Below are 23888 nucleotides of genomic sequence, written 5' to 3' on the forward strand. Positions count from 1 at the left end.
CACTCCCGTCCGGCCGGGCGTTCGCGCCCGGCCGGGCCCATCACCGAGAGAATCCATGACTTCCGAACCCCGCATCCTGCCGCTCCCCGGCTCCGGCGCCCATCTCGTCGTCGGTGCCGACGGTCGCCCCCGGATCCGCCTGCGCACCGGACGATTCGCCCTGGTCGACGCGCCGCCCGCAGAGCTGTTCGGCGCCCTCGAAAGCGACGCCGAGAGCGACGCCGCTGTCACCCTCGACCGCGTCACCCGTGAGGTGCAGGAGCGCGAGGCTGCCGACGCGCTGCGCCGGTGGCCGGTGGATCGCCGTGCTGTCTGCCTCATCGGCACCGGCCCGTTCGTAGACGAGCTGGAGCGCATGCTCGCGGGCTGGGGCGCGCAGGTCACCGTCGTCGACACCGCGTCGGAACCGGTGGACGACGCCGCCCTCGTGATCGCCTACGCCGAGGGTGCGCACGATCGTCGACGATGGGCCGCCCTCGATCTCCTTCCGCAGCGCGGAATCGCCTGGCTCCGCGTCCACAGGGAGGGCGAGAGCATCCTGATCGATCCGCTCGCGATCGATGCGAGCGACCCGACCTCCAGCCAGGTGGCCACACGGCGGCTGGCGGCCAGCAGCGCGCCGGCGTCGAGCGAGGCCTGGCAGCACGCGGGTCCGCCTGCCGCCGTCCCCGTCGACGACGCGACCAGGGTGCTCGCCCTCGCCCGAACGTTGCACGTGATCCTTGCCTGGGCGCAGGGCGGTGCGGAACTCGACCGCCTGCGCACGACGCTCTGGAAGCTGCTGCCGGCGACCGGCGCCGTCAGCGAGCACACGGTGCTCCCCTTCCCCGCGGCCCCGCGCCGGGTGCTCCGATGACCCCGCCGCGTGACGCCCGCCTCCACACCGTCGTCGCGGATGACGGCGCCCTGTTGCGCGGCTGGGCCTGGGAGCCCGCCGAGCCTCGGGGCGTGGTGATCATCCGCACGCCCTACGGGGCCTGGCGTCACGGCGACACCGCTCGCGCGTGGACCGGCCGGGGCTACCGCTGCGTGATTCACGACGTGCGCGGACGACACTCGTCCGACGGCGAATGGCACCCCTACCTCGCGGAACGCAGCGACGGACGCGCGGTGGTCGAGGCGGTCAGGGCCGAGAACCCCGGGCTCCCCCTCGTGCTGTCCGGCGGCTCGTACGCCGCGCACACCGCGCTCGAAGCCGCCAGGGCCGCCGACGTCGACGCGCTGGTGCTCCTGGTCCCCGCGCTCGGGCTTGCCGAGACCGCCTGGGACGAGAACGGGCACCCCCACCTGCACCACCGGATCGGGTGGTGGCACCAGCACGGCCGGGGAGCGCGCTCCCAGCCGCCGCTGACCGATGAGGAGCTCGCGGCACGCGTCGCGCGGGCGACCGAGGTCGGCGTGCACCGGGCTGCCGAGGAGTGGGGCTGGTCGCGCGTGGCACTGTCCGGGTGGCGACGACTCTGGTCCGCCCCGGCCGTGGACCTCGACCGTGCGTACGGCGCGCTTCGTGCGCCGCTGCTGCTGATCCGCGGCGATCACGACTTCTTCTTCGCGGATGCCGGTCGGCTCGCTGCCGCCTGGCGAGGGCCCGTCCACCTGGTCGACGGTCCGTGGGGGCACCGGCTCGCGGCGGACATCGACGACGACGAGGTCCGCTCCCGGTTGCGCCGCGCAGGCGGCATCGGACGCGTGCTCGATTCCTGGCTCGCCGAGAACGGGCTGCCAGCGGAGGAATCGGCGCCCGTGTCCGCGCCGGCATCCACGGCGCGCGAGCAGGGTCCGCCCGTGCTCCGCCGCACCCGATCCGCCTTCGAACCCGACACCGGTCGCTGGCGATACGAGAGGACAGCATGACCGCGCACGACACCCTCGACCACGCCCCCGACCGCGCGACGCTCCCGGCCGAGGCGCTGGTCGATGCGGAGACCGGCATCATCCGTTCCGTGCGGGAGGTGCCCCACCCGGTCGGCGCCCCGCACCGCTACCTGGCGCTGACAGCATCCGTCGCCGACGCGCGCATGCTGGGCGAGTGGCCCGCCGACCGGGTCTCCCTCGGTACGTCGTTCAGCGACCCCGCTCAGGCACGCATCGCCGCGATCGGCGAGGGGGTGGAACGGTACTGCGGCAACTGGCTGCCCGATGTGCTCCCTCGGGACGAGCTGCGCGTCGCCACCGCGCAGGAGCTGCGCGCCGAAGGGGAGAGCGTCATCGACGAGGACGATCTCCCGCGTTTCGCCGACTGGCAGCTCACGCGCCCCGGCTTCCCCTATCAGCGGCTGCTTCCCTCGACGCCGACGCTCTGGGCGCGCTGCGAAGACCTCGACGGCGGCTCGGTGTGGATGCCGGACGCGCTCGTGCACCTGAACTGGCGGCAGTCGCGCTTCCGCTCGCTGCCGCGGACGCACCACCTGAACTATGCGGGCATCGCCACCGGGGCGGGTTTCGACGACGCCCGCGACCGCGGGGTGATCGAGGTGATCGAGCGGGATGCGCTCGAGGTGTGGTGGCACCTCGACGGGCCGACGTTCGGCATCGACCCGGCAACGGTCCCCGGTCTTCTCGACGATCTGCGAGGCAGCAGCCTGCGCGTGTGGCTGGTGGCGATGCCCTCGGAGTTCGCCCCGGCGATCGGCGCGCTCGTGCACGACGAGGAGCGCGGGCTCTACGCCGCCGGCTTCTCGGCCGCGCTCGATCCGGCACGCGCGGCGCGGAAGGCGGTGCTCGAAGCCGTGCACACCTGGATCTACACGCAGGGCTGCACGACCGCGGACGGGTGGGTGTTCCGTGCGGTCGCCGAGGGGTTGATGGCGAAGGGCCTGACCCTCGACTTCCGCCCAGACGCCGGCTACACGGCCGCTGCGGGGTCGCAGTTCGAGAACGTGATCGACCTCGGAGCGCACGTGCAGGTGTGGCTCGATCCGACCGTGCACGACCAGGCGCGTCGATTCCGTGCGCCCGCGCAGGGGGTGCGTCCGTTGAGCACGATGAGCCCGGTGACGATGGACGAGGTGTACGAGCGCCTGCACGCTCGTGGACACCGCGTGCTCACGCGCGACCTCACGACCACCGATGTGCGCCGCACGGCCCTGCGCGTGGTGCGCTCGATCGTGACGGGGCTCGTGCCCAACGCTCCAGCGGCGTTCTCGTACCTCGGGATGCCGCGGTTCCGCGAGGCGGCGGAGGATCGCGGTTGGCGCGCGACGTGGACCGGAGCCCCGGAGGACTTCACGCTCCTCCCGGCCCCGCACATGTGAGGTCGGCCATGAGCCCATCGATCAGCGCATTCCCGGGTCTTCCCGCCCCGCTCGACGAGGCGCCGACGTCGCGCATGCCCGCGGGTCCGTTGCCGCCGGGGCCGCGGACGAACGCCTGGCACCGCACCGGCGCGGTGGCGGATGAACCCCACCGGGGTGCGCGGGAGCTCGTGGATGCCCTCTGGCACCCGGGGCGGTTCCATCGGAGTGCGGACGGGCTGAGCACACGCATCCGTGAGCGTCCTGTCCCGTCGGCCGGGGCGTGCTACCCGGTGCAGACACATCTGATCGACGGGGCCGGCGCACGCTGGGCGGTCGATCACGAGGAGGGCATCTTCCGCCGTCGCGACCTCGCCGCCGATCGTGCGGACGGATGGCCATCGCCCGCCGCGGACGACGGCATCGCGCGCGTGGTGTTCACGGTGCTGCCCGGTCGGTCCTTCGGTCGCTACCGGCATCGGGCGTGGCCGCTGTGGATCGCCGATGCCGCCTACGCGGTCGCCGGCGTGCTCTTCCTGCTGGGGGTGCAGGCCGGACCGGTGGAGGTCGGCCCCTCGACTCGGCTCCGGTCTCTGCTCGGGGTGCCTCGCGCGACGGATGCCGATGCCTGGATCCGTCGCGGGCTCGCGCCGGAGATCCCGCTCGCTGCGATCGAGATCCCCCACGACCCGGTGCCGGATCCCGCGGCTCGTCGTGCTCTCGGAGCCCGGCGCTCGCCCGCGACCGCGGAGTTCGGTGCCCGGATCGGCGGCACGCCCGCGCCCGCGATCGAGCGCATCGCGAGAGCTTCCGGGCAGTCCTGGGTGCGCGGGGCGACCGAGGTCCACTCCTGGTCGGTGCCGGTCGCCGCCCCATCCGCGGTCGTCGGCGCCGCGCTCTGGAGCGCCCATCTCGACGCGGCTCGCCTCTGCTACGAGGCCGCGCTCCTCGGAGACAGGGGCACCCGCCCCGTCTCCGGCTTCTCTGCGACCGGTGACCGGTGGATCCTCCATGCGCTCGCCTTCCTCGACTCTCCCGGAGGTGCACGATGATGATCGTCCCCGAGCTGTGGCGCGAGGCGCGACGGCATCCCTGGCTCCTGACGGGGAGCATCCTGCTCCTGCTCCTCGTGTTCGCCACACACCTCCTGCAGGCGTTCGCGCTCGCCTGGTCGCTCGCGGCCTTCGTGCGCGGCGACGCAGCGGGGGCCGTGGGAGGCATCGGCGCGATCCTCGCGATCGGGCTCCTGCGGATGCTGCTGACGCTCGTGCAGGGTGATGTCGCCTCCCGCCTGGGCGGAAGGGTGAGAGAAGACCTGCGGGGCGCGGCGGTCGCGGCAGTCCTCGTACCCGAACGGCTGCACGACGCCCGCCTCCGCGACGGCTCGACGCAGCTGGCACTCGGCGACGGCATCGACGGCACCGACGCCTACGTGTCGAAGTACATCCCCGCCGTGATGCAGCTCGTCGTCGGCAGCGTGGTCGCGGTGTGCCTGGTCGCGGTGCTGTCACCCCTGATCGCGCTGTGCGTCGCCGCGGGGATCCTGCTCGCGGTGCTGGGCCCTCTGCTGTGGAAGCGGATGCTCGCCCGGCGCGGATTCGAGCACTGGGACAGCTACGAGACTCTCAGCGGCGACCTGCTCGAGGCGCTCCGGGGCATGTCTACGCTGCGTGCGCTGGGCGACGTGCCGGCCACGCGGTCGCGTCTGCACACCAGGTCGGAGGCACTGCGGGCGGCCACCGAACGCGTGATGCGGTCATCGCTCGCGGAGACCGCCATCACCGACTTCGCCGTGCAGGCGGGAGTGGTGATCGCCGCCGGGCTCGCGGTCGTCTCCGTCATGACCGGGCAGCCGCCGGCCGTCGAGGTCTACGCGCTGCTGCTGCTCTCCTCGGAGGCGTTCCGTCCCGTGCGCGAGCTCTCCCGCCACTGGCACGCCGGATTCCTCGGGCTCACGGCCGTTCCGGGCCTCGCCGCGCTCGGGGCGTTCCACCGGTCGCCCGCAGCTGCGACGGAGCGCGAGACGACACCGGCGACCTCCGCCGACGTGCTCCGCATCTCCGGGCTCTCCTACCGCTACCCCGGCGCCGATCACGATGTGCTCCGCGGCGTCGAGCTTCACGCCGAGCGCGGCCAGGTGCATGCGATCGCCGGCCCGTCCGGCGCCGGCAAGTCCACCCTCTTCGACCTCGTGCTCGGCTTCCTGCCGGCCACGGCGGGCACGGTCGAGCTCGACGGGCGTCCGCTGCACCCGAGCGACGTGGCCGTGGTCTCGCAGCGGCCGGTCCTGTTCGCCGGGACCATCAGGGAGAACGTCGATCTGTTCGACGCCGGGCAGGAGGCGCTGGAACGCGCGTGCGCGGCGGCAGGGGTGCTCGATGAGATCCGAGCGATCCCGGGAGGCTTCGACGCGATGGTGGCCGAGGCGGGGACGAGCCTGTCCGGCGGGCAGCGGCAGCGCCTTGCCCTCGCCAGGGCGCTGCTCGCCCACCGCCCCGTGCTGCTCGTGGACGAGCCGACCAGCGCCCTCGACGACCGCAGTGCCCTGACCGTGGCCGAGACGCTCGAACGCGTCGCCGCAGAGAGGATCGTGCTCATGATCAGCCACCGTCCCGAGGCCCTGGCCCGAGTCGCCGACGTGCGGGTGCTCCGCGACGGAGTGCTCGTGAAGGAGGCCTCATGACCTCGTCGGCAGGCATCCTCGCCCGGTTGCTCCCGCCGCTGAGACCGGAATGGCGACGCATCGCCGGCAGCTACCTGATCGCCACCACGAGCCTGTGCGCCCTCGCGGCCATCGGGGTGCTCACCGCCCTCGGTGTGGGCGGGGCCGTCGTGCACGCGGAGTGGCCGCCGGTCGGCTGGTGGCTCGCGCTCGGCACCCTCGTGCTGCTGCGCACGTTCCTCACCTGGCGCGAGATGGACGTCTCGCACGCCCTCGCCTACCGGGTGCTCGCCCGGTTGCGGATGGCGTTGTTCGACGCCTACGCGCGCAGCGTTCCCGGGCGCCGACGCGAGCACTCCGGGCGTGCGGCATCCGTGGCGATGACCGACATCGAGAAGCTGGAGTTCTTCTACGCGCATACGGTCGCTCAGATCGGCGCCGCGCTCACGCTGTTCGCCGGAGCGCTGGTGTGCGCGTTCCTCGTGATGCCGATGGCGGGGGTCGTGATGCTCGGCGGAGCGGCGGCGGTCGCCCTCACTGCCGGGGCCGGAGCGGGTCCTGCGCGACGGATCGGTGCGCGCGAGCAGCGGGAGCGGGAGGAGCAGTCCGAACGGCTGGTCGACGCGCTCGGTGCGCTGCGCGAGATCCTCGCCTACGGCCTGCAGGATCGGGTGGTGCGCGAGGCTGTCGCGGGAACGCGGAGGTCGGCGGGGATCAGCCGCCAGCGGGAGGCCATCGCCCACCTCGTCGACGGGATGCGCGAGCTGATCCTCACCGCCGTCGTGATCGGCGTGATCGCGGCGACCCTGGCTCTCGACGGCACCGTCGGGGGCACACAGGCCGCGCTGCTGCCCGCCGTGATCGCACTCGCCGTGGCCGGAGTCGCCGCGGTCGCGGATGCCGCGCACACCGTGTCCGAGCTGCATCCGCTGATCGCCAGCGCCGCTCGCGTGGGTGCGGGGATCGACCGCCCACCGGTGGTGTCGCCGGTCGATCGTCCGCTGCCACTGCCCGACGGTCCGCTCGGCGTGCGCTTCGAGAAGGTGTCGTTCTCGTACGACGACCGCACGGAGGTGCTGCACGGCTGGTCGATCGACGTCGATCCCGGGGAGCACGTCGGGCTCGCGGGGCCGTCCGGAGCCGGCAAGAGCACGGTCATCGCGCTCGCGGCGCGGCTGTGGAATCCCGCTGCGGGCACGGTCGCGCTCGTCGATGCCGCAGGTCTCGCGTACCCCCTCGGCCGCATCCGTGACGACGATCTCCGCCGGACCGTGGCCGTGGTGGAGCAGGATGCGCGACTCTTCCACGGCACCGTGCGCGACAACCTCGTGCGCGGCGCCGACGCCCGCACCGACGAGGAGCTGCGTCGCGCGCTCACGCGGGTGGGCGCCGACGGCTGGATCACCCTCGACGACGACCTCGGCGAGCACGGGGTGCGTCTCTCCGGTGGTCAGCGTGCGCGGCTGGCCCTGGCTCGCGCGCTGTGCCGGGAGCCGAGGGTGCTCGTCGTCGACGAGATCACCGCGAGCCTGGATGCCGAATCGGAGCGCATCATCTCCGATGTGCTCGAGGACTTCGACGGGACAGTCATCGCCGCCTCCCACCGGCGGGAGACGCTGGGGAGATTCGGACGGGTGGTCGGTGTGGAGAGAGAAGGTGTGGAGCGCGAGGAGGCTGCGGCTACAGCCGGTCCACTCCCGTTACCGTGACGACGGCTTGACCTGCGTCGTCGGAGTCGGCGAGGTCGATCGTCGCGGTGATGCCCCAGTCGTGATCGCCGGCGGGGTCGTCGAAGATCTGCCGCGCGCTCCAGGAGGTGGCGCCCTCGGTGAGGATCAGCAGCTTCGAGCTGCGGGCATCGGCACCGGTGAGGATCTCGTCGTGGTCGGCGAAGTACCCGTCGAGGGCATCGGACCAGGCGTCGGCACCGAAGCCCGGATCGAGCTCGGCCAGCGCGTCCACGTCTTCCCTCGCGGCGAGCTGCACGCGGCGGAACAGCTCGTTGCGCACCAGGATGCGGAACGCGCGGATGTTGCTCGTGAGGCGCTTGGGCGCGGGCGGGACGATCGGCTCGTCGGGCGCGTGCGGATCGAAGCGCCCGTTGTCGACGCCGGCGATCAGCTCCTCCCACTCGTCGAGCAGGCTGGAGTCGACCTGTCGCACGAGCTCGCCGAGCCATTCGATCAGGTCGCGCAGATCCTCGTCCTTGAACTCCTCCGGGATGGTCTGCGAGGCCGCCCGGTACGCGTCGGAGAGGTAGCGCAGCACCACGCCCTCGGAGCGCGCGATCTTGTAGTACGCGACATATTCCCCGAACGACATGGCGCGCTCGTACATGTCGCGCACGACCGACTTGGGGTGCAGCTCGAAGTCGCGGATCCAGGGCTGCGCCGCGCTGAAGGTCTCGAACGCCGCGGTCAGCAGCTCGTCGAGCGGTTTCGGGTAGGTGATCTGCTCGAGCAGCTCCATGCGCTCGTCGTACTCGATGCCCTCGGCTTTCATCGCCGCGACCGCTTCGCCGCGGGCCTGGAACTCCTGCTGGCTCAGCACCGCGCGCGGATCATCGAGCGTCGACTCCACGATCGAGATCATGTCGAGCGCATACGAACCGGTACCAGTGCCGGCGGAGGTATCGGGGTCGAGCAGCTCGAAGGCGGCCAGGGCGAACGGCGACAGCGGCTGGTTGAGGGCGAAGTTCGGCTGCAGATCGACCGTGAGGCGGACGTCTCCCTCCGGGGTCTTCTCGACGATGCCCGATTCGCGGAGCGTGCGGTAGATGCCGATGGCCCTGATGGCGAGCTCGCGTTGGCGCTTCCGCGGCTCATGGTTGTCGTATACCAGCGCACGCATATTCGCGAACACATCGCCGCCACGGGCGATCACGTTGAGCATCATCGCGCTGGTGATCTGCATGTGCGAGGTCAGGGTCTCCGGCACGGCGTCGATGAGCTTGCGGAAGGAGGGCTCTCCCCACGACACGAACCCGTCCGGCGCCTTCTTGCGGACGATCTTGCGCTTCTTCTTCGGGTCGTCGCCGGCCTTCTTCACGGCCGCAACGTTCTCGCTCTCGTGCTCGGGCGCCTGTGCGACCACCGTGCCGGCGGTGTCGTAGCCCGCACGTCCTGCGCGGCCGGCGATCTGATGGAACTCGCGGGCGTTCAGCTGCCGCATCCTGGTGCCGTCGAACTTCGTGAGCGCGGTGAGCAGCACGGTGCGGATCGGCACGTTGATGCCCACGCCGAGGGTATCGGTGCCGCAGATCACGCGCAGCAGTCCGCGCTGGGCGAGCTGCTCGACCAGTCGTCGGTACTTCGGCAGCATGCCGGCGTGGTGCACGCCGATCCCCGCGCGCAGGAAGCGGGAGAGGGTCTTGCCGAACGCGGTCGTGAAGCGGAACTCGGCGATCAGCGCCGCGATCTCGTCACGCTGCTCGCGAGTGGCGACCTTCGTGCTGGAGAGCGCCTGGGCCCGCTCCATCGCCGCGGCCTGAGAGAAGTGCACGACGTAGATCGGTGCCTGCCCCGTGCTCAGCAGGTCATCGATGGTCTCGTGGATCGGCGTCGTCTCATAGAAGAAGTGCAGGGGGACGGGACGCTCGACACCGGTCACGGTCGCCGTCTCACGACCGGTGCGCCGGGTGAGGTCGGCCGCGAGCTCCGTCACGTCGCCGAGAGTCGCCGACATCAGGATGAACTGGGCCTGCGGCAGCTCGAGCAGGGGCACCTGCCATGCCCAGCCGCGGTCGGGGTCGGCGTAGAAGTGGAACTCGTCCATCACGACCTGACCGACGTCGGCATCGGTGCCCTGGCGCAGCGAGAGGTTCGCGAGGATCTCGGCCGTGCAACAGATGATCGGGGCATCGGCGTTCACGGAGGAGTCGCCCGTGACCATGCCGACGTTCTCCGCGCCGAACACGTAGACCAGCGCGAAGAACTTCTCGCTCACGAGCGCCTTGATCGGCGCGGTGTAGTAGCTGCGGCGTCCGGCGACGAGGGCGCTGAAGTGCGCGCCGATCGCGACGAGCGACTTCCCCGTGCCGGTGGGGGTCGAGAGGATCAGGTTGTTGCCGGAGACGATCTCGATGACGGCCTCGTCCTGCGCGGGGTAGAGGCTGATGCCGGTGGACTCCGCCCACTCGACGAACGCGAGGTAGACGGCATCCGGATCCGCGGCGTCCGGAACGAGGGCGGGATCGAGCCGCGGAGTGGAAGTCATGGTCCCTCGATCATCCCATCCGCCCGCGACGGTCGCGCCCGGGGAATTCTGAGCCGGTATATTCGCGCGGTGTTCGTAGGTGGCCGCACTCTCCCCGTGGCATCATCGACGGACCACGGAGCGGTGACCGCACCGCCCAGGGGGGACGACAATGCCCGACCAGATCTTCACCTTCGCAGCACTCGCACTGTACTTCGCGGGGATGCTGCTCATCGGCTGGATCGCCTTCCGGCGAACCGGCGATCACGAGGACTACATGCTCGGCGGTCGGAACCTCCCGCCGTGGGTGGCCGCGCTCAGTGCCGGCGCCTCCGACATGTCGGGCTGGCTCGTGATGGGTCTCCCGGGGGCGATCTACGTCTCCGGTCTCATCGAGGCGTGGATCGCGATCGGCCTCACGATCGGCGCCTACCTGAACTGGCTGCTCGTCGCGCCCCGTCTTCGCGCATACACGCAGGTGTCGCGCAACTCCATCACGGTGCCGAGCTTCTTCGAGAATCGGCTCCGCGACACGACGCGACTGCTCCGCGTGGTGTCCGGCGTCGTCATCCTCGTGTTCTTCACCCTCTACATCTCCTCGGGCATGGTGGCCGGTGGCGTCTTCTTCGAGAGCTCGTTCGACGGCGACTATCTCACCGGCATGCTGCTGGTGACAGGTGTCACCCTCGCGTACACGCTCTTCGGCGGGTTCCTCGGAGCGTCGCTGACCGACGTCGTGCAGGGACTCATGATGGTGATCGCGCTGATCGTGATCCCCGTGGCGGCGATCGTCGCCATCGGTGGATTGGCCGAGACGGGCGCGCTGATCAACGAGGTCGCGCCGGACCACCTCTCGATGCTCTCCGGGACGGCCCTCACCGGCGGCACCGTCCTCGCCATCGTCTCCTCCCTCGCCTGGGGTCTCGGGTACTTCGGACAGCCGCACATCATCGTGAGGTTCATGGCTCTGCGCTCGCCGCAGGAGGCGAAGAGCGCCCGACGCATCGGCATCTCCTGGATGGTCGTCTCCCTCGGGGGCGCTGTGCTGTCGGGTCTCGTGGGCCTCGCCTACATCGCCAAGACGGGCATCGACCTCGCCAACCCCGAGACCGTCGTGCTTCTCATGTCGCAGACGCTGCTGCATCCGTTCGTCGCCGGCCTGGTGCTCGCGGCCGTGCTCGCCGCGATCATGAGCACGATCTCCAGCCAGCTGATCGTCTGCTCCTCGGCGCTCGTCGAAGACCTGTACGGCGTGTTCCGGCGCACGCCGCCCTCGCAGAAGACCCTCATGCTGATGGGGCGACTCGGGGTCCTCGGCGTCGCGATCATCGCGGCGGTGCTGGCGATCACGCCGAACGACACGATCCTCGGACTCGTGTCGTTCGCGTGGGCGGGATTCGGCGCCGCATTCGGGCCCGTCATCCTGCTCAGCCTCTACTGGCGCAAGCTCACCAACTGGGGTGCGCTGGCAGGCATGTTCGTCGGTGCCGCGACGGTGTTCATCTGGAAGGCGCTCGACACCGGGCTCTACGAACTGCTTCCCGCCTTCGTGTTCGCCCTGATCGCGGCGGTCGGTGTGAGCCTGGTCACCTACCGGCACGACGATGAGATCCAGCAGGAGTTCACCGACACCGGCGTCATGCTGGCGCTGCCCCGCCCGCACGCCGTCGGCGACACCCCGTAGCTTCCGTGCGGGGGCGGCGGCCCGCCGAGCTACGCGGTCGCGGCGCGCAGGGCGATGCGGATCATGTCGCCGAAGGTCTGCTCCCGCTCCTGCGCGGTGGTCTCCTCGCCGGTGACGATGTGGTCGCTGACCGTGCAGATCGCGAGAGCCCGCCTGCCGTAGTACGCCGCGAGCGTGTAGAGGCCGGCGGCCTCCATCTCGACGCCCAGGATGCCGTGCTGCACGAACGGCTCCGTGAGCTCGGGGCGCGTGCTGTAGAACTGGTCGCTCGAGAACAGCTGACCCACGTGCACGGCCGATTTCAGGGGCTCGGTCTCACTCGCCTCGACCGCGGCGCGCAGCAGCGAGAAGTCGGCGACGGGTGCGAAGTCGAGGCCATGGAAGCGCACCCGGTTGATGCCGGAGTCCGTGCTGGCGCCGTTCGCGATGATGATGTCGCGGATCTTCACCTTCTCGGTCAGTGCGCCGCACGAGCCGACGCGAACGATCGTCTGCACCCCATAGGCGTCGAACAGCTCGTTCGCGTAGATCGCCATCGACGGCTGCCCCATGCCGGAGCCCTGCACCGAGACGCGGTGCCCCTCCCAGGTGCCGGTGAAGCCCAGCATGCCCCGCGTCTGGGAGTACAGCTCGGCATCGTCGAGGAAGGTCTCGGCGATCCACTTCGCCCGCAGCGGGTCGCCGGGGAACAGGACGATGGGGGCGATCTGACCGGGTTCTGCGGCGATGTGGGTGCTCATGGCCTCAGCGTAGTCAGCCTCATCCCGGTGCGCCCGCGAGCCCGAGCGCGGTGATGAGCTCGTAGGCAGCCGAACGGGCCTGCACGATGACGGTCCCCACCTGCACCCCCTTCGCCGACACCGACAGGAGCAGCTGACCGTAGGGGGCGAGGATGAAGCTGAGCAGCGACAGCTGACTCTGCCCGATCGACACCGAGACCACGGCGGAAAGGCTCGGTTCCGTTCCCTGCGAGATGATCTCGGCCTCGGCCCTGGCGACGGCGAACAGCGAGCCGTTCATGGCGGCCAGGCGGTCGCCGGTCTCCCCGAGGGTGCCGACCGACGCGATGTGCAGGCCGTCGGCGGTCGAGAGGACCGCCGTCGTCAGCTCGGGGAATCGCTCCTCGAGGTGACGCAGCCGGGTGAGCGCCGCCTGGCTCACCACGCCGGACCAGAGCGCCCAGTTCGCGGCGAGGTCCGGATGCATGAGCACGGCGTCCTGCGCCGATGCCGGTTCTGTCGTCGGAGCGGGGCCATCCGCTCGAGTGGAGGCGTTCATGACTCCTCTTCCGGGAGGTCCAGTGCCGCGCAGGCCGCCCGCATGACGCTCTCGCGGTCGCGGGCGTCCGTCGCGAGAACACGCGTGGGCGGTATGCCGTATCGCTCCAGGCTCTCGGTGAGCGCGGCGCGCACGGTGTCGATCGCGTCGTCGGTGCAACGGGTCACGGCGATCGCCAGCCGATGGTGGTCGCCGGCGAAGCGCGGCAGCCAGTCGTCGGCGTCGTCGGCGATGCTCTCGCTGTCGGCGCGCAACCACAGCAGGATGCGCGTGTCGGACGAGGAGGAGCTCTGCCGTGCGTGGGCGAAGCGGTCCTGTCCGGGGAACCCGATGAGGGCCACCGAGATCTCGTCCGTGGGCTTCCAGGCTCCGTAGTCGAGTCCGACCGTGGTGGTCTTCTTTCCTGCGTCGCCGTACTCTGCGGAGCCCGCCGAGATGGGAACGTCGGTGTCCACGGGCGCGACGTCGCTCAGTGCGCGCACCGCTGTGGTCTTGCCGGCGCCGACCGGCCCGGCGAAGACGAGCCGCAAGCGCGTCGGCAGGCTCACGCGTCGCCAGCGCGCGCGCCTCGTCGGAAGATCCGACAGGGTGGCGCGCACCCACGACTCGCTCCCGGGGCTGTCGGCTCCGACGGCCCCGCCGCTCAAGCGTTCAAGGCCGCCACGTGGCGGTTCACGGCGGAGCGGAGGAGGGCGAGGTTCGTCGCCTGGCGGTCGGCTGCGAGGTAGATGAAGGTATCGCCCTCGATCATCTTGATCAGGTGCAGCTGGGTGTCGAGCGTCAGCAGCATGTCTTCGAGGGTGGCCTCGAGGCGGAGAGCGTCGATCGTCTTCCGCTTGTTCTTGACCATCTCGCTGTTGTACGCACTGGCGACGTCGAGGTCGAAGTCCGGTCGGACCGAGTGCGATGCGAGCGGCAGGCCCGACTCGACGTCGACGACGGATGCGCCGATGAAGCCGTTGATGTCGCTCGCGATGTCGGCGATGAGTGCGTTCAGTTGATCTTGCGTAGCCATGATGATGCGTCCCCAGTTCCGCTCGCAGGTACCGGCGACCGCACCTTGCGATCGCCCCCAGTGCACATGCGAGTGGATAAAGTGTATAACGTTACCGACTGTGCGAGGCGACACGTCGCGGACACGCCAGGTCCGAGGCTCTTCCCTCCGGCGCTCAGCCCTCGCGGCGCCGGACGATCTCGCCGATCCAGAGCGGCGCGAACGGCGAGGTGCACCCGGGTGCGGTCGGGTAGTCGGCGAGTACCTGCAGGCGCTCGCCGATCTCCAGCGCTCGTGCGCGGTGCTCCGGATGGAAGATGCCGATGGTGGCGAGGGTCTCGTTCATCGCCCACTGCAGCCGTGCGGGCGCATCCTTCATGTCCCGCTCGATCAGGTCGAGCAGGTGCGGCAGGTCCAGACCGTCGGAGTCTTTCGTCACGCGCACGGTCGTGAGAGACCAGGCCGCGGCGGCCACGGTCGGGTCGGCGTCGTCGAACCAGCGCAGCCGCAGCTCCTCGGCGAGCGGCGTCTTCTTGGCGACGTAGTTGACGAACCAGTCGTTGACCTTGGGCGGGCGCGTCTCGCGCAGCATGGCGTCGAGCTCGTCGGCGGTGAAGTCGCGCGGGCGGCAGATCAGCAGAGCCAGCAGTCGCGCGGGCGTCTCGCCGGTGGCCCACAGCTCCTGCGCGAGGGGCTGGTCGGTCTTGATCCGCTTCGCCAGTGCGCGCATCCGGCTGAGGTTGATGCCGTGGTCGTCGCCGCGCTTCTCGTTGGCGGCGCGCATCTTCGGGTCTTCCAGAGCGGCGAGTTCCCCGAGGGCTTCCGCGACGGTCATGTCGGACATGCCTCCAGGGTAAGCGGGGTCAGTCCTCGTCGAGCAGCTCTCCCCTGATCCGGCGCAGATCTTCCATGAGCGAGCCGATCAGGATCCAGTGCTGCGACGAGGGCGGCCGGATCACGAGGGGAGCAGTGAGCGCGGGGATCGCCGAGGTCATGGTGTCGGGCTCCGGCGAGGCATCGGCGATCTGCACGGCCAAGCGCACATCGTGCCCGGCTCGCCGCAGCTGCTCGGCGATCGCGGCGACGGCGGGTTCCTCGCCGATCTCATCGTCGTAGTGGTCGAAGTAGGCGCGGGTCATGCCGATCGTCTGGGTCACGATGGGCGAGAGCCGGTCGAGCAGCGCACGCATCTCCCGCAGATCGGCTCGGTGGGTCGAGCGGCGCGGGTTCAGGGTGAGCGACTCCTCCCCGGCGGCGATCGATGCCTCTGCGGCCTCCTTCATCGGCCGCAGCAGCCGCACCTCCAGCATCAGCTCCTGCAGCCTCGCCGGCGTCTGCGGCTCGGGCAGCGCGTCGGCCAGGCGGTCGAGGCTGGCGGCGAGCTCGCGGCCGAGCAGTCCCACATCTCGGCGAGCCGGTGCCACCAGAACCGGAGGCACGATCAGGGCGTTCACCACGATGCCGATCGCGACCCCGATCAGCGTCTCCACGATGCGTGCGAACGCGTACTCGGGACTCGACGACCCCAGTGCCAGCACCAGCATCGCCGAGATCGCCACCTGGTTGCCCGTGCCCGGCGAGGCGCGGAAGATCCACGCCACCAGCATCGCCACGACGATCGCCAGCAGCACGATCCAGCTCGGCGAGCCGAACAGCAGTCCCAGTCCGACGGCGATCACGACACCGGCGATCACTCCGATGCTGCGCTCGAGCGCCTTCGACAGCGACTGGTTCACGCTGGGCTGCACCACCAGCAGCGCGGCGATCGCGGCGAAGACCGGCAGCTGCGCGGGGAACACCCATCCGGCGATCAGCCACGCGGCGATCGTCGCCGCGGCCGACTTCACGACCTGCAGCAGCGGGGAGCGCTGGGAGGCGCGGATCGCGGCGGGGATGCGCATGCCCTCCACGGTAGTCGTGACGTCCTGTGCCCGTGGCTCTTGCGTCGCAGGGAGATGCGGGGTTACGCTCTGCCTAACTAATAGTCGTTAGGTAGATGATGACCAGAGCAACGATCCTCGCGGAGGCCCGCACGATCTTCGCGCGTCAGGGGTACGCCGAGACGAGCCTGCGCGAGATCGCCGAGGCCGTCGGGATCAAGACGCCCTCCCTCTACGCGCACTTCCCCAGCAAGGAGGCGCTGTACGCCGAGGTGTACGCCGGGGTCTCGGTCGATCACACCGCGTTCTTCGACGAGCTCCTCAGGAACAGCTCCGAGTTGGAGCCGCTCGCGCGCCTGCACCACATCCTCGGGGGCATCGAGGCGTACTACCGCGACCGACCCGACCTCGCGGAGTTCAGCCTCAGGGCCGCTGTCACCGAGTACGGTCCCGGTGGCGAGCAGCTGCGACAGATCTTCCTCGACTCGGAGTCGACCCTCGCGGCCGCCGTGCGCCAGACCTATGAAGACGGTGTCGCGGCAGGCACCTTCGCCGCCGGTGACGCCGAGGGCTTCACGGCTCTGGTGTTCGTGGTCATGGACGGCCTCTTCCTCCAGCTCACCCACTACACGCCCGAGATCTACCGCGAGCGCTTCGATCAAGCCTGGCGACACCTCTCCACGATCCTGTCCCGATGAATCCCGCCGCACCGATGCGGCGGACACCATCACCCCTCGCCGGCACGGAGCCACGAACTCCGACCCGGCATCGCACGACCCGGCCGCACAGACAGGCCGCCCCCGACCCGCCCTGCGGGTCGTCCGCATTCCGGGAACCCGAATCCCCGCCGACGACTCGCAGGGCCACTTCTCAAGGAAAAGATGATGACCACCACCGACTATGAGCACGGCGTCGTGCCGCAGGACCAGCGCAAGAGCTGGCTGTCGATCGCCACCGTGTGGATCGCGATCGGCATCGACCTCTCCGGAGCGTTCCTCGGCGTCTCTCTCGCTTCCGGCATGGCCTTCTGGCCGGCGATCGGCGCGACGATGCTCGGATCTCTGCTGCTCGGACTGCTCGCGATGGCCTGCGCCTACGTCGGCGCCGCCACCGGGCTCTCCACCGCCATGATCTCCCGCGCCGTGTTCGGCCGCATCGGCGGCGCGATCCTCGCCCTGGCGATCGCCGTGAGTCTGGTCGGCTGGTACGCCGTGCAGGCCGGATTCTTCGGCGCGAACGCGCAGATCGCGTTCGCCGAGTTCACCGGCATCGAAGTGCCGGTGCAGGTGTTCACCGCGATCGGTGGCGTGCTCATGGCGATCACCGCGTTCTGGGGCTACCGCTCCATCAACCGTCTCAGCACCCTCGCGGTGCCGCTGCTGCTTCTGCTGCTGATCGTCGGCGTCATCGTCGCCTTCACGGTGAACGGTGCGGCGGGCCTCCAGGCCCCGGTCGAGGCGACCTTCACCTTCGGCGGAGCGGTGTCGCTCGTCATGGGCATCTTCATCCTCGGCGTCGTGCTCGCCCCCGACATGGCGCGGTGGGCGAAGACCCCGAAGCAGGCCATGATCGCCGGTTTCGTGGGGTTCTTCTTCGGCAACTCGATCATCCTGGTCGTCGCGATCCTGCTCGCCCGCATCATGGACGGCACCGAGCTGATGGCGATCTTCTTCGCGCTCGGCCTCGGCGGTGTCGCCGTGATCGTGCTGATCCTTGCGCAGTGGACCACGAACACGACCAACCTCTACTCGGCCGGACTCTCGTTCGCGTCGATCAGCGAGCGGCTGAGCCGTCGCACCGTCACGATCGTGCTCGGCGCCATCGGCATCATCGTCGGGGTGATCGGCGCTGCCGACTACTTCGTGCAGTTCATCCTCGTCATCGGCACGATCATCGCCCCCTACGGCGGCGTGTACCTGGCGTCGTTCTTCACGGGTCGAAAGACGGCGCGCTGGGCGCACGGCGCCACCGTGCCGCTGGTCGACGGCTGGTCCATCGCGGCCTGGGTGGTCGGGATCTTCGTCGCCGTCGCGACGACGAATCCGGCGGATGGCCCCGGCTTCGGCTGGTTCACCCTCACGTCGATCTCGGCTCTCGACGGACTCCTCGTGGGCTTCGTCGCGTATCTCGTGCTGCTGCCGCTGCGTCGTCGCGTGACGTCGGCGTCGGCCCCCGTCACGGATGAGGTGAGCGCATGAGCGCTGTCGTCACGACGCCTGTGATCACGGAAGCCGACATCGACGAGATCGCCCTCGGTGCCGCCGTGCTCGGCACCGGAGGAGGCGGCGACCCGCATGTCGGCTCCCTGATCGCCAAGCGACTCATCCGCCTGCACGGGCCGGTCGCGCTGATCGCCGTCGACGACCTGAGCGATGACGACTTCGTCATCCCGATCGGAGGGATCGGCGCCCCCTCCGTGAGTGTGGAGCGCATCCAGGCCGAGTCCGAGCTGCTCGCGGCCCTGCACGCTATCGAGCGCGCCGTGGGTCGCAAGGCGACAGCGGTGATGCCGATCGAGGTCGGCGGCGGCAATTCGATGATCCCGATCGCGGCCGCAGCCCTCGCTGGCCTCCCGGTGGTCGACGGCGATGCGATGGGTCGGGCGTTCCCCGAGGCGCAGATGGTCACCTTCCACCTGGCCGGTTACGGACCCGGCACGACCGTGCTGGTCGACCATCACGGCAATGAGGTGGTGAGCCGCCCGATCGACGGCGGATGGTCGGAGCGCATCGCGCGGGCCGTCACCGTCGAGATGGGCGGAGGGGCGACCATGATCGACTACGCATACGGCGGCGACGTCGTGCGCGAGTGCGCGATCCCCGGCACCCTCGGACTCGCTCAGCGCATCGGGCGCATCCTGCGGGGCCGGGATACCGCCGGACGCGAGCTTCGCGACGATGAGCGCATCGACGCCCTGTGCGCCGACCTCGACGCCGTGCGGCTGTTCGACGGCAAGGTCGCCGATCTGCAGCGCGCCGTGGACGGTGGATTCACGCGCGGCGCGGCCGAGCTGGTCGGTGTCGGCGTCGACCGGGGGAGCGCGTTCCGGCTCGATTTCCAGAACGAGATGCTGCTCGGACGCCGCGACGGCGTGCTCGCGGCCGTGACCCCCGATCTGATCGCCGTGCTCGACCTGGCGACGGGCATGCCGATCACGACCGAGTCCCTCCGGTACGGCGCGCGGGTCGCGGTGATCGCGATCCCCTGCCACGACAAGTGGCGCACGCCCATCGGGCTGGAGACCGCCGGACCCGCCCACTTCGGGTACGACGTGGAGTGGGTTCCGGTCGAAGACATCGCGCAGCGCTCCGGTGCGCGCACGACGGATGAGGAGGCCGCGTGATGGCCGGCAGGTATCGCATCGGCATCGACGTCGGCGGCACGAACACCGACGCCGTCATCCTCGACGAGCGGCTCGACGTCGTCGCTTCGGTCAAGCGGCCCACCACGGCCGACACCGGCGACGGCGTGGCCGCGGCGATCGACGCGGTGCTCGCGGCCTCCGGCGTCGACGCCGCCCTGATCGGGCACGCCATGCTCGGCACCACCCACTGCACCAACGCGATCGTCGAGCGCCGCGGGCTCGGCCGCGTCGGCATCCTCCGACTCGGTGCACCGGCCACCACCGCCGTCCCTCCGCTGGAGGGGTGGCCGGACGATCTGCGTGCGGCGATCGGTGAGCACGCGCAGCTGCTGGCCGGCGGTTTCGAGGTCGACGGCCGTGTGCTCTCGCCGATCGATGAGGATGCCGTGCGCGAGGCCTGTGCACGGATGCGCGGCGAGGTCGACGCGGTCGCCGTCGTGGGGGTGTTCGCCCCGATCGACGAGAGCCAGGAGGAGCGGGTCGCCGCCATCGTCACGGAGGAGCTGGGTGTTCCCGTGTCGCGGTCGGCGCGCATCGGCTCGCTCGGCCTGCTCGAGCGCGAGAACGCGACCGTGCTGAACGCGGCGCTGATGCAGACGCTCCGGCAGATGGCCGCAGGCTTCGTGGCGGCCCTGCGCGAGCGCGGCATCCCCGCCACGCCCTACTTCGGCCAGAACGACGGCACCCTCATGCAGCTCGAGTACGCGCTCGAGTTCCCGGTGCTGACGATCGGGTGCGGGCCCACGAACTCCATCCGTGGCGCCGCGCACCTCTCCGGGGCGACGGATGCCCTGGTGGTCGACATCGGCGGCACCACGACAGACATCGGCGTGCTCGTCGACGGGTTCCCGCGCCAGTCGGCCCACGCGGTCGAGATCGGCGGCATCCGCACCAACTTCCGCATGCCCGACGTGTTGTCGGTCGGACTCGGCGGTGGCACGATCATCCGCGAGACCGAGGCGGGCACGACGGTCGGCCCCGACAGCGTCGGCTATCGGCTTCCTCAGGAGGGCCTGGCCTTCGGAGGGGACACCCTCACGGCCACCGACATCGCCCTCGCGGTCGGCGGGGCCGGGATCGATGGTCTCGAGGCTCCCGCGGTTCCTGAGACGGTCGGCGCCGCGGCCTGGAGCGCGATGCGCGAGATCCTCGAGGACTCGATCGACCGGATGAAGCCGAACGCCGCACCGGTCCCGGTCATCCTGGTCGGGGGTGGCGGCATCATCGCTCCGACCGAGCTCGACGGGGTCGCCGAACTGATCCGCCCCGACCACTTCGGCGCGGCGAACGCAGTGGGCGCGGCCCTCGGCGAGGTCGCCGGGCAGGTCGAGAAGATCTACCGGGTCGACCCGTCCGACCAACGGGCCTCGCGCGCAGATGCCGCCGCCGAGGCGACCGAGCGCGCGCGGCTCGCGGGCGCGGACCCGGCGACGATCGAGGTCGTCGCGGTGGAGGAGCTGCCGGTGGCCTACTCCGACGGCACTGCCGTGCTCATCCGTGCCAGAGCGGTCGGTCGCCTGGCGGCCTGAGACGAGCTGCGCCGGCGCGCGTTGTACGATCGCGGCATGACGAAGAGCACGTTCAAGCCGGGTGGCGACGTCGTCACTCCTCGTTCACGGGGAAAGATCATCGACGTCCGCGCCACACCGTCGGGGCAGTTCATCTTCGGCATCGAGGAGGAGACGGGGGAAGTCACCTACTTCACCCCCAAGGCTCTGCAGCACGCCTGAGGAACTCCTCCGCTCCTCGGGAAGCGGCGAACCGCCGGATGCGGTGAGCGGGGCTTCCGCCCGTCATGGGTGCGTGCTTGCATGGGGCGCATGGAGCAGGACGCGAAGCTGCGCGGCGAGACGAGGGCGGTCTGGGCGACCGTCATCTGCTTCGGGGTCGGCACGGCGGTCGCCGTGCTCATCCTGGCCGGTGACGCGCGCCCGCTCACGGGGGAGGGCGCACTCGCGATGCCGGCCGCCGTCATCGCGGGCGTGATCGCCTCCGCCGCGTTCCTCGCGAGCACGCTGATGCACCGCCGCGGGGAGACGAGGTCGATGCCGCGCTGGCAGGCGGTGATCTCCGACCTCTCGACGGGCGCCCTCACCGTGGCGTTCGGCGCCGTCACGATGATGGGAGTGCTGCTCGCCGCCGAGGTGTTGGCTGCCGGTCTCCAAGGGCTGCAGCTCGCGGCGCTCGGCGGAGGGCTCCTGACGGGGGTGGTCTCGGCTGTCGGTGGGCGCTTCGCGTTCGGAGCCGGTGTCGGCCTGCGCACAGCCGACCTCGCCGCGCTGCTGTTCGGCTTCCTCGTGATCGGCACGCTGTTCGCCATGGTGACCGCGGACGACCCGCGCTGGTGGGAGCAGAACTTCTCGCAGCTGGGCTCCGGGTCGTGGGCGTTCAACGGCACCCTCGTCGTGGCAGGTCTGCTCGTCGCGACCGTCGGTTCGTACATCGGGCGCGACCTGCACCGCCTGCGCGGCGACGGGGTCCTCTCCCGCATCGCCGTCGTCGTCGCGCTGTGGGCGGCGACCGGCGTCGCGCTCGCCGCGGTCGGGCTGCTGCCGCTGAACCGGGTGCCGATCCCGCATGACATCGCCGCCTTCGCGACGCTCGTGCTGTTCGCCGTGGCGGCCGCGACCACCGTGACCTCGATTCCCGGGCGCCCTCGTGCGCTCCTGGTCACCTCGGTCGGCGTCGGGCTGCTCCTCGTGGTCGCGCTCGTGCTGTGGATCCCGCTCGGCCTGTACTCGGCCACAGCGGTCGAGGCGATCGTCGTGGGGCTCGGACTGCTGTGGATGGCGACACTCGTCCGCGTGCTCGCGATCGTCGCACCTGAGGGGTCCCGGCCCTCGGCGCGCCCGTCGCTGAGGCGGGCCCGGCATCCTTCGGTCGGGCCGTCGGAAAGTCGGGGGCGCGCTCGCGGGGATGGCGTGGTACGGTAGGCAACGTGCCTCTTCCCGGAGGCGTCATTCATCACCGGCCCGCGAACGCTTGCTGCGACGTGTGTGGCCCGACATCTGGATCCGAATTCTGCGCCGATTGGTTCGGCACGGATCCCCTGAAAACTTCGCCCCTTCCGTTCGGAGGGAGGCTCACTCGTATCCTCCGGTTCTTCCGGTGCGATGCACAAGCCGTGTAAAACAGCGGCTAGATCAACAGAAAGTAGAAACACATGGCCACTGGCACTGTGAAATGGTTCAACGCGGAAAAGGGCTTCGGCTTCATCGCTCCCGATGACGGCTCGGACGACCTCTTCGCCCACTACTCGGCTATCGCCGGCTCCGGTTTCAAGGAGCTCCGCGAGAACCAGAAGGTCGAATTCGACGCTGAGCGTGGCCCCAAGGGCATGCAGGCGGCGAACATCCGCGCTCTCTGAGCGCGCGCTGACTTCCTGAAACCGGTCGGATCCTCACGGATCCGGCCGGTTTTTTCGTGCCTCCATGGTCGGAACCTCGGGAAGATCCGGGGTGAGGTTCACCTAACCTCCGTGTTAGATTAGGCCAGGCTTACCAAAGGCTGGGCGCTTCATCTGCGCCGCCCCCTCACCCCGAACCCGAAGGGAACGCCTGTGCGCACCTCTCGAATCCTCGCCATCGGCGCGGCCGCCGCGCTCGCCATCGGCCTCTCCGCCTGTGCATCCTCCGCGCCGGAGTCGACCTCGACCACCGGCGGCAACCCCGCGTCCGACGACGCCTTCCCCGTCACCGTCGAGCACGTCTACGGCGAGACCACGATCACCGAGAAGCCCGAGCGCGTCGCTACCGTCGCGTGGGCGAACCACGAGGTGCCGCTGGCCCTGGGCATCGTTCCGGTCGGCATGAGCAAGGCGTCGTGGGGTGACGACGACGACAACGGCGTGCTGCCCTGGGTCGAGGAGAAGCTCGATGAGCTGGGCGCCGAGACGCCGGTGCTGTTCGACGAGACCGACGGTATCGACTACGAAGCCGTCGCCGACACCGAGCCCGACGTGATCCTCGCCGCCTACTCCGGCCTCACGCAGGAGGAGTACGACACCCTCTCCAAGATCGCTCCGGTCATCGCGTACCCGACGGTCGCCTGGGGCACCTCGGTCAACGACATGATCGAGATGGACTCCAAGGCCCTCGGCCTCGAGAAGGAGGGCAAGGCTCTGATCGAGCAGCTGGACGCCGACGCGCAGAAGGCGCTGGAGGCCAACAGCGTGCTGAAGGACAAGAAGGTCCTCTTCTCCTACATCGACCCGACAGACCTCAGCCAGGTCGGGTACTACACGGCGATCGACACCCGCCCCGGTTACCTCCACGGCCTCGGACTGCCGTTCCCCTCGATCGTCGAGGAGAACAAGGACAGCGACCAGTTCTACCTGACGGTCAGCGCCGAAGAGGCGCAGAAGTTCGATGACGTCGACCTGTTCATCACGTACGGCGATGAGACGATCATCCCCTTGCTGCAGGCCGACCCGCTGCTGTCGAAGATCCCCGCCATCGCCGAGGGGCGCATCGCCGTCCTTCCGGACGCCACCCCCATCGCGGCATCGGCGAACCCGTCGCCGCTGTCCATCCCGTGGGGCCTCAGCGACTACCTCGCGCTCCTGGCTGCACCGCTCGCGCCGTAGTCGTTCGATCCGCC

General features: G+C 70.2%; 22 protein-coding genes. 15 read left to right on the forward strand and 7 right to left on the reverse strand.

Annotation, left to right across the window (positions count from 1 at the left end; translation table 11 throughout):
- Window positions 1–55 precede the first annotated feature (55 nt).
- The 6 genes from ASD13_RS11410 to ASD13_RS11435 are packed head-to-tail and all read left to right on the forward strand — an operon-like array spanning window position 56 to window position 7604.
- Complete coding sequence (locus ASD13_RS11410; protein ID WP_055869253.1) at window positions 56–856, forward strand: hypothetical protein; 801 nt, start codon at window positions 56–58, stop codon at window positions 854–856.
- Entirely contained in the window at window positions 853–1854 is a 1002-nt protein-coding gene (locus ASD13_RS11415; RefSeq protein WP_055869254.1) for a CocE/NonD family hydrolase, read from the forward strand. Before ASD13_RS11410 ends, ASD13_RS11415 begins: the two co-directional genes overlap by 4 nt.
- Window positions 1851–3254: a YcaO-like family protein gene (locus ASD13_RS11420; RefSeq protein ID WP_055869255.1), complete on the forward strand. Its 1404-nt coding sequence runs from the start codon at window positions 1851–1853 to the stop codon at window positions 3252–3254. The genes ASD13_RS11415 and ASD13_RS11420 overlap by 4 nt, the downstream gene beginning before the upstream one ends.
- Before the next feature lie 8 nt (window positions 3255–3262).
- Complete coding sequence (locus ASD13_RS11425) at window positions 3263–4285, forward strand: hypothetical protein (protein WP_055869256.1); 1023 nt, start codon at window positions 3263–3265, stop codon at window positions 4283–4285.
- The gene (locus ASD13_RS11430) at window positions 4282–5916 is read left to right on the forward strand and encodes an ATP-binding cassette domain-containing protein (protein WP_055869257.1); all 1635 of its coding nucleotides are present in this window, start codon (window positions 4282–4284) and stop codon (window positions 5914–5916) included. Before ASD13_RS11425 ends, ASD13_RS11430 begins: the two co-directional genes overlap by 4 nt.
- Window positions 5913–7604, forward strand: a complete 1692-nt coding sequence (locus ASD13_RS11435; protein ID WP_055869258.1) for an ATP-binding cassette domain-containing protein — start codon at window positions 5913–5915, stop codon at window positions 7602–7604. Before ASD13_RS11430 ends, ASD13_RS11435 begins: the two co-directional genes overlap by 4 nt.
- Here ASD13_RS11435 and ASD13_RS11440 read toward each other — a convergent pair.
- Window positions 7576–10110, reverse strand: a complete 2535-nt coding sequence (locus ASD13_RS11440) for a DEAD/DEAH box helicase (protein ID WP_055869259.1) — start codon at window positions 10108–10110, stop codon at window positions 7576–7578. The two genes, ASD13_RS11435 and ASD13_RS11440, sit on opposite strands and share 29 nt — an antisense overlap.
- Before the next feature lie 151 nt (window positions 10111–10261).
- On the opposite strand from ASD13_RS11440, the gene putP reads away from it, so the two are divergent.
- On the forward strand, window positions 10262–11773 hold the full coding sequence (gene putP, locus ASD13_RS11445; RefSeq protein ID WP_055869260.1) for a sodium/proline symporter PutP: 1512 nt from the start codon (window positions 10262–10264) through the stop codon (window positions 11771–11773).
- A gap of 29 nt (window positions 11774–11802) precedes the next feature.
- Here the strand turns inward: putP and deoD are convergent, their stop codons facing one another.
- The 6 genes from deoD to ASD13_RS11475 all read right to left on the reverse strand — a co-directional run bounded on the left by deoD (window position 11803) and on the right by ASD13_RS11475 (window position 15946).
- Window positions 11803–12513 carry a purine-nucleoside phosphorylase gene (gene deoD / locus ASD13_RS11450; protein WP_055869261.1) on the reverse strand — a complete coding sequence of 237 codons (711 nt, stop codon included), beginning with the start codon at window positions 12511–12513 and terminating at the stop codon, window positions 11803–11805.
- Window positions 12514–12532: 19 nt separating this feature from the next.
- Window positions 12533–13051, reverse strand: coding sequence for a hypothetical protein (locus tag ASD13_RS11455; RefSeq protein ID WP_055869262.1), 519 nt, complete (start codon window positions 13049–13051; stop codon window positions 12533–12535).
- Window positions 13048–13650, reverse strand: coding sequence for a hypothetical protein (locus ASD13_RS11460; RefSeq protein WP_157535626.1), 603 nt, complete (start codon window positions 13648–13650; stop codon window positions 13048–13050). Before ASD13_RS11460 ends, ASD13_RS11455 begins: the two co-directional genes overlap by 4 nt.
- Window positions 13651–13694: 44 nt before the next feature.
- Complete coding sequence (locus ASD13_RS11465) at window positions 13695–14066, reverse strand: hypothetical protein (RefSeq protein WP_055869264.1); 372 nt, start codon at window positions 14064–14066, stop codon at window positions 13695–13697.
- A gap of 154 nt (window positions 14067–14220) precedes the next feature.
- Entirely contained in the window at window positions 14221–14889 is a 669-nt protein-coding gene (locus ASD13_RS11470; protein ID WP_055869265.1) for a DNA alkylation repair protein, read from the reverse strand.
- 19 nt (window positions 14890–14908) lie between these two features.
- Window positions 14909–15946: an FUSC family protein gene (locus ASD13_RS11475; RefSeq protein WP_055869266.1), complete on the reverse strand. Its 1038-nt coding sequence runs from the start codon at window positions 15944–15946 to the stop codon at window positions 14909–14911.
- Between the two features lie 95 nt (window positions 15947–16041).
- Between ASD13_RS11475 and ASD13_RS17500 the strand changes: the two genes are divergently transcribed.
- The 8 genes from ASD13_RS17500 (at window position 16042) to ASD13_RS11510 (ending at window position 23874) form a co-directional block, all read left to right on the forward strand.
- Window positions 16042–16623 carry a TetR/AcrR family transcriptional regulator gene (locus ASD13_RS17500; RefSeq protein ID WP_055876348.1) on the forward strand — a complete coding sequence of 194 codons (582 nt, stop codon included), beginning with the start codon at window positions 16042–16044 and terminating at the stop codon, window positions 16621–16623.
- Between the two features lie 186 nt (window positions 16624–16809).
- Complete coding sequence (locus ASD13_RS11485; protein ID WP_235562568.1) at window positions 16810–18123, forward strand: cytosine permease; 1314 nt, start codon at window positions 16810–16812, stop codon at window positions 18121–18123.
- Entirely contained in the window at window positions 18120–19268 is a 1149-nt protein-coding gene (locus ASD13_RS11490) for a DUF917 domain-containing protein (protein ID WP_055869269.1), read from the forward strand. Before ASD13_RS11485 ends, ASD13_RS11490 begins: the two co-directional genes overlap by 4 nt.
- The gene (locus tag ASD13_RS11495; RefSeq protein WP_055869270.1) at window positions 19268–20818 is read left to right on the forward strand and encodes a hydantoinase/oxoprolinase N-terminal domain-containing protein; all 1551 of its coding nucleotides are present in this window, start codon (window positions 19268–19270) and stop codon (window positions 20816–20818) included. The genes ASD13_RS11490 and ASD13_RS11495 overlap by 1 nt, the downstream gene beginning before the upstream one ends.
- A gap of 36 nt (window positions 20819–20854) precedes the next feature.
- Window positions 20855–21019: a hypothetical protein gene (locus ASD13_RS17565; protein ID WP_200942482.1), complete on the forward strand. Its 165-nt coding sequence runs from the start codon at window positions 20855–20857 to the stop codon at window positions 21017–21019.
- A gap of 90 nt (window positions 21020–21109) precedes the next feature.
- Window positions 21110–22222, forward strand: a complete 1113-nt coding sequence (locus tag ASD13_RS11500) for a DUF998 domain-containing protein (protein ID WP_235562569.1) — start codon at window positions 21110–21112, stop codon at window positions 22220–22222.
- Between the two features lie 230 nt (window positions 22223–22452).
- Window positions 22453–22656, forward strand: a complete 204-nt coding sequence (locus ASD13_RS11505; protein ID WP_017831237.1) for a cold-shock protein — start codon at window positions 22453–22455, stop codon at window positions 22654–22656.
- Between the two features lie 192 nt (window positions 22657–22848).
- Entirely contained in the window at window positions 22849–23874 is a 1026-nt protein-coding gene (locus ASD13_RS11510; protein WP_055869272.1) for an iron-siderophore ABC transporter substrate-binding protein, read from the forward strand.
- Window positions 23875–23888 lie beyond the last annotated feature (14 nt).

This window comes from Microbacterium sp. Root1433D1, from assembly GCF_001426835.1.
Taxonomy (GTDB): Bacteria; Actinomycetota; Actinomycetes; order Actinomycetales; family Microbacteriaceae; genus Microbacterium; species Microbacterium maritypicum.

Excerpts from the sequence above, each read along its gene's own strand:
- ASD13_RS11425 (WP_055869256.1), top strand. The coding sequence starts at position 3,263 with ATGAGCCCATCGATCAGCGCATTCCCGGGTCTTCCCGCCCCGCTCGAC.
- ASD13_RS17500 (WP_055876348.1), top strand. The coding sequence starts at position 16,042 with ATGATGACCAGAGCAACGATCCTCGCGGAGGCCCGCACGATCTTCGCG.
- ASD13_RS11465 (WP_055869264.1), bottom strand. The coding sequence starts at position 14,066 with ATGGCTACGCAAGATCAACTGAACGCACTCATCGCCGACATCGCGAGC.
- ASD13_RS11415 (WP_055869254.1), top strand. The coding sequence starts at position 853 with ATGACCCCGCCGCGTGACGCCCGCCTCCACACCGTCGTCGCGGATGAC.
- ASD13_RS17565 (WP_200942482.1), top strand. The coding sequence starts at position 20,855 with ATGACGAAGAGCACGTTCAAGCCGGGTGGCGACGTCGTCACTCCTCGT.
- ASD13_RS11435 (WP_055869258.1), top strand. The coding sequence starts at position 5,913 with ATGACCTCGTCGGCAGGCATCCTCGCCCGGTTGCTCCCGCCGCTGAGA.
- ASD13_RS11430 (WP_055869257.1), top strand. The coding sequence starts at position 4,282 with ATGATGATCGTCCCCGAGCTGTGGCGCGAGGCGCGACGGCATCCCTGG.
- ASD13_RS11440 (WP_055869259.1), bottom strand. The coding sequence starts at position 10,110 with ATGACTTCCACTCCGCGGCTCGATCCCGCCCTCGTTCCGGACGCCGCG.
- deoD (WP_055869261.1), bottom strand. The coding sequence starts at position 12,513 with ATGAGCACCCACATCGCCGCAGAACCCGGTCAGATCGCCCCCATCGTC.
- ASD13_RS11490 (WP_055869269.1), top strand. The coding sequence starts at position 18,120 with ATGAGCGCTGTCGTCACGACGCCTGTGATCACGGAAGCCGACATCGAC.
- ASD13_RS11475 (WP_055869266.1), bottom strand. The coding sequence starts at position 15,946 with ATGCGCATCCCCGCCGCGATCCGCGCCTCCCAGCGCTCCCCGCTGCTG.
- ASD13_RS11500 (WP_235562569.1), top strand. The coding sequence starts at position 21,110 with ATGGAGCAGGACGCGAAGCTGCGCGGCGAGACGAGGGCGGTCTGGGCG.
- ASD13_RS11410 (WP_055869253.1), top strand. The coding sequence starts at position 56 with ATGACTTCCGAACCCCGCATCCTGCCGCTCCCCGGCTCCGGCGCCCAT.
- ASD13_RS11485 (WP_235562568.1), top strand. The coding sequence starts at position 16,810 with ATGACCACCACCGACTATGAGCACGGCGTCGTGCCGCAGGACCAGCGC.
- ASD13_RS11420 (WP_055869255.1), top strand. The coding sequence starts at position 1,851 with ATGACCGCGCACGACACCCTCGACCACGCCCCCGACCGCGCGACGCTC.
- ASD13_RS11470 (WP_055869265.1), bottom strand. The coding sequence starts at position 14,889 with ATGTCCGACATGACCGTCGCGGAAGCCCTCGGGGAACTCGCCGCTCTG.
- putP (WP_055869260.1), top strand. The coding sequence starts at position 10,262 with ATGCCCGACCAGATCTTCACCTTCGCAGCACTCGCACTGTACTTCGCG.
- ASD13_RS11495 (WP_055869270.1), top strand. The coding sequence starts at position 19,268 with ATGGCCGGCAGGTATCGCATCGGCATCGACGTCGGCGGCACGAACACC.
- ASD13_RS11455 (WP_055869262.1), bottom strand. The coding sequence starts at position 13,051 with ATGAACGCCTCCACTCGAGCGGATGGCCCCGCTCCGACGACAGAACCG.
- ASD13_RS11505 (WP_017831237.1), top strand. The coding sequence starts at position 22,453 with ATGGCCACTGGCACTGTGAAATGGTTCAACGCGGAAAAGGGCTTCGGC.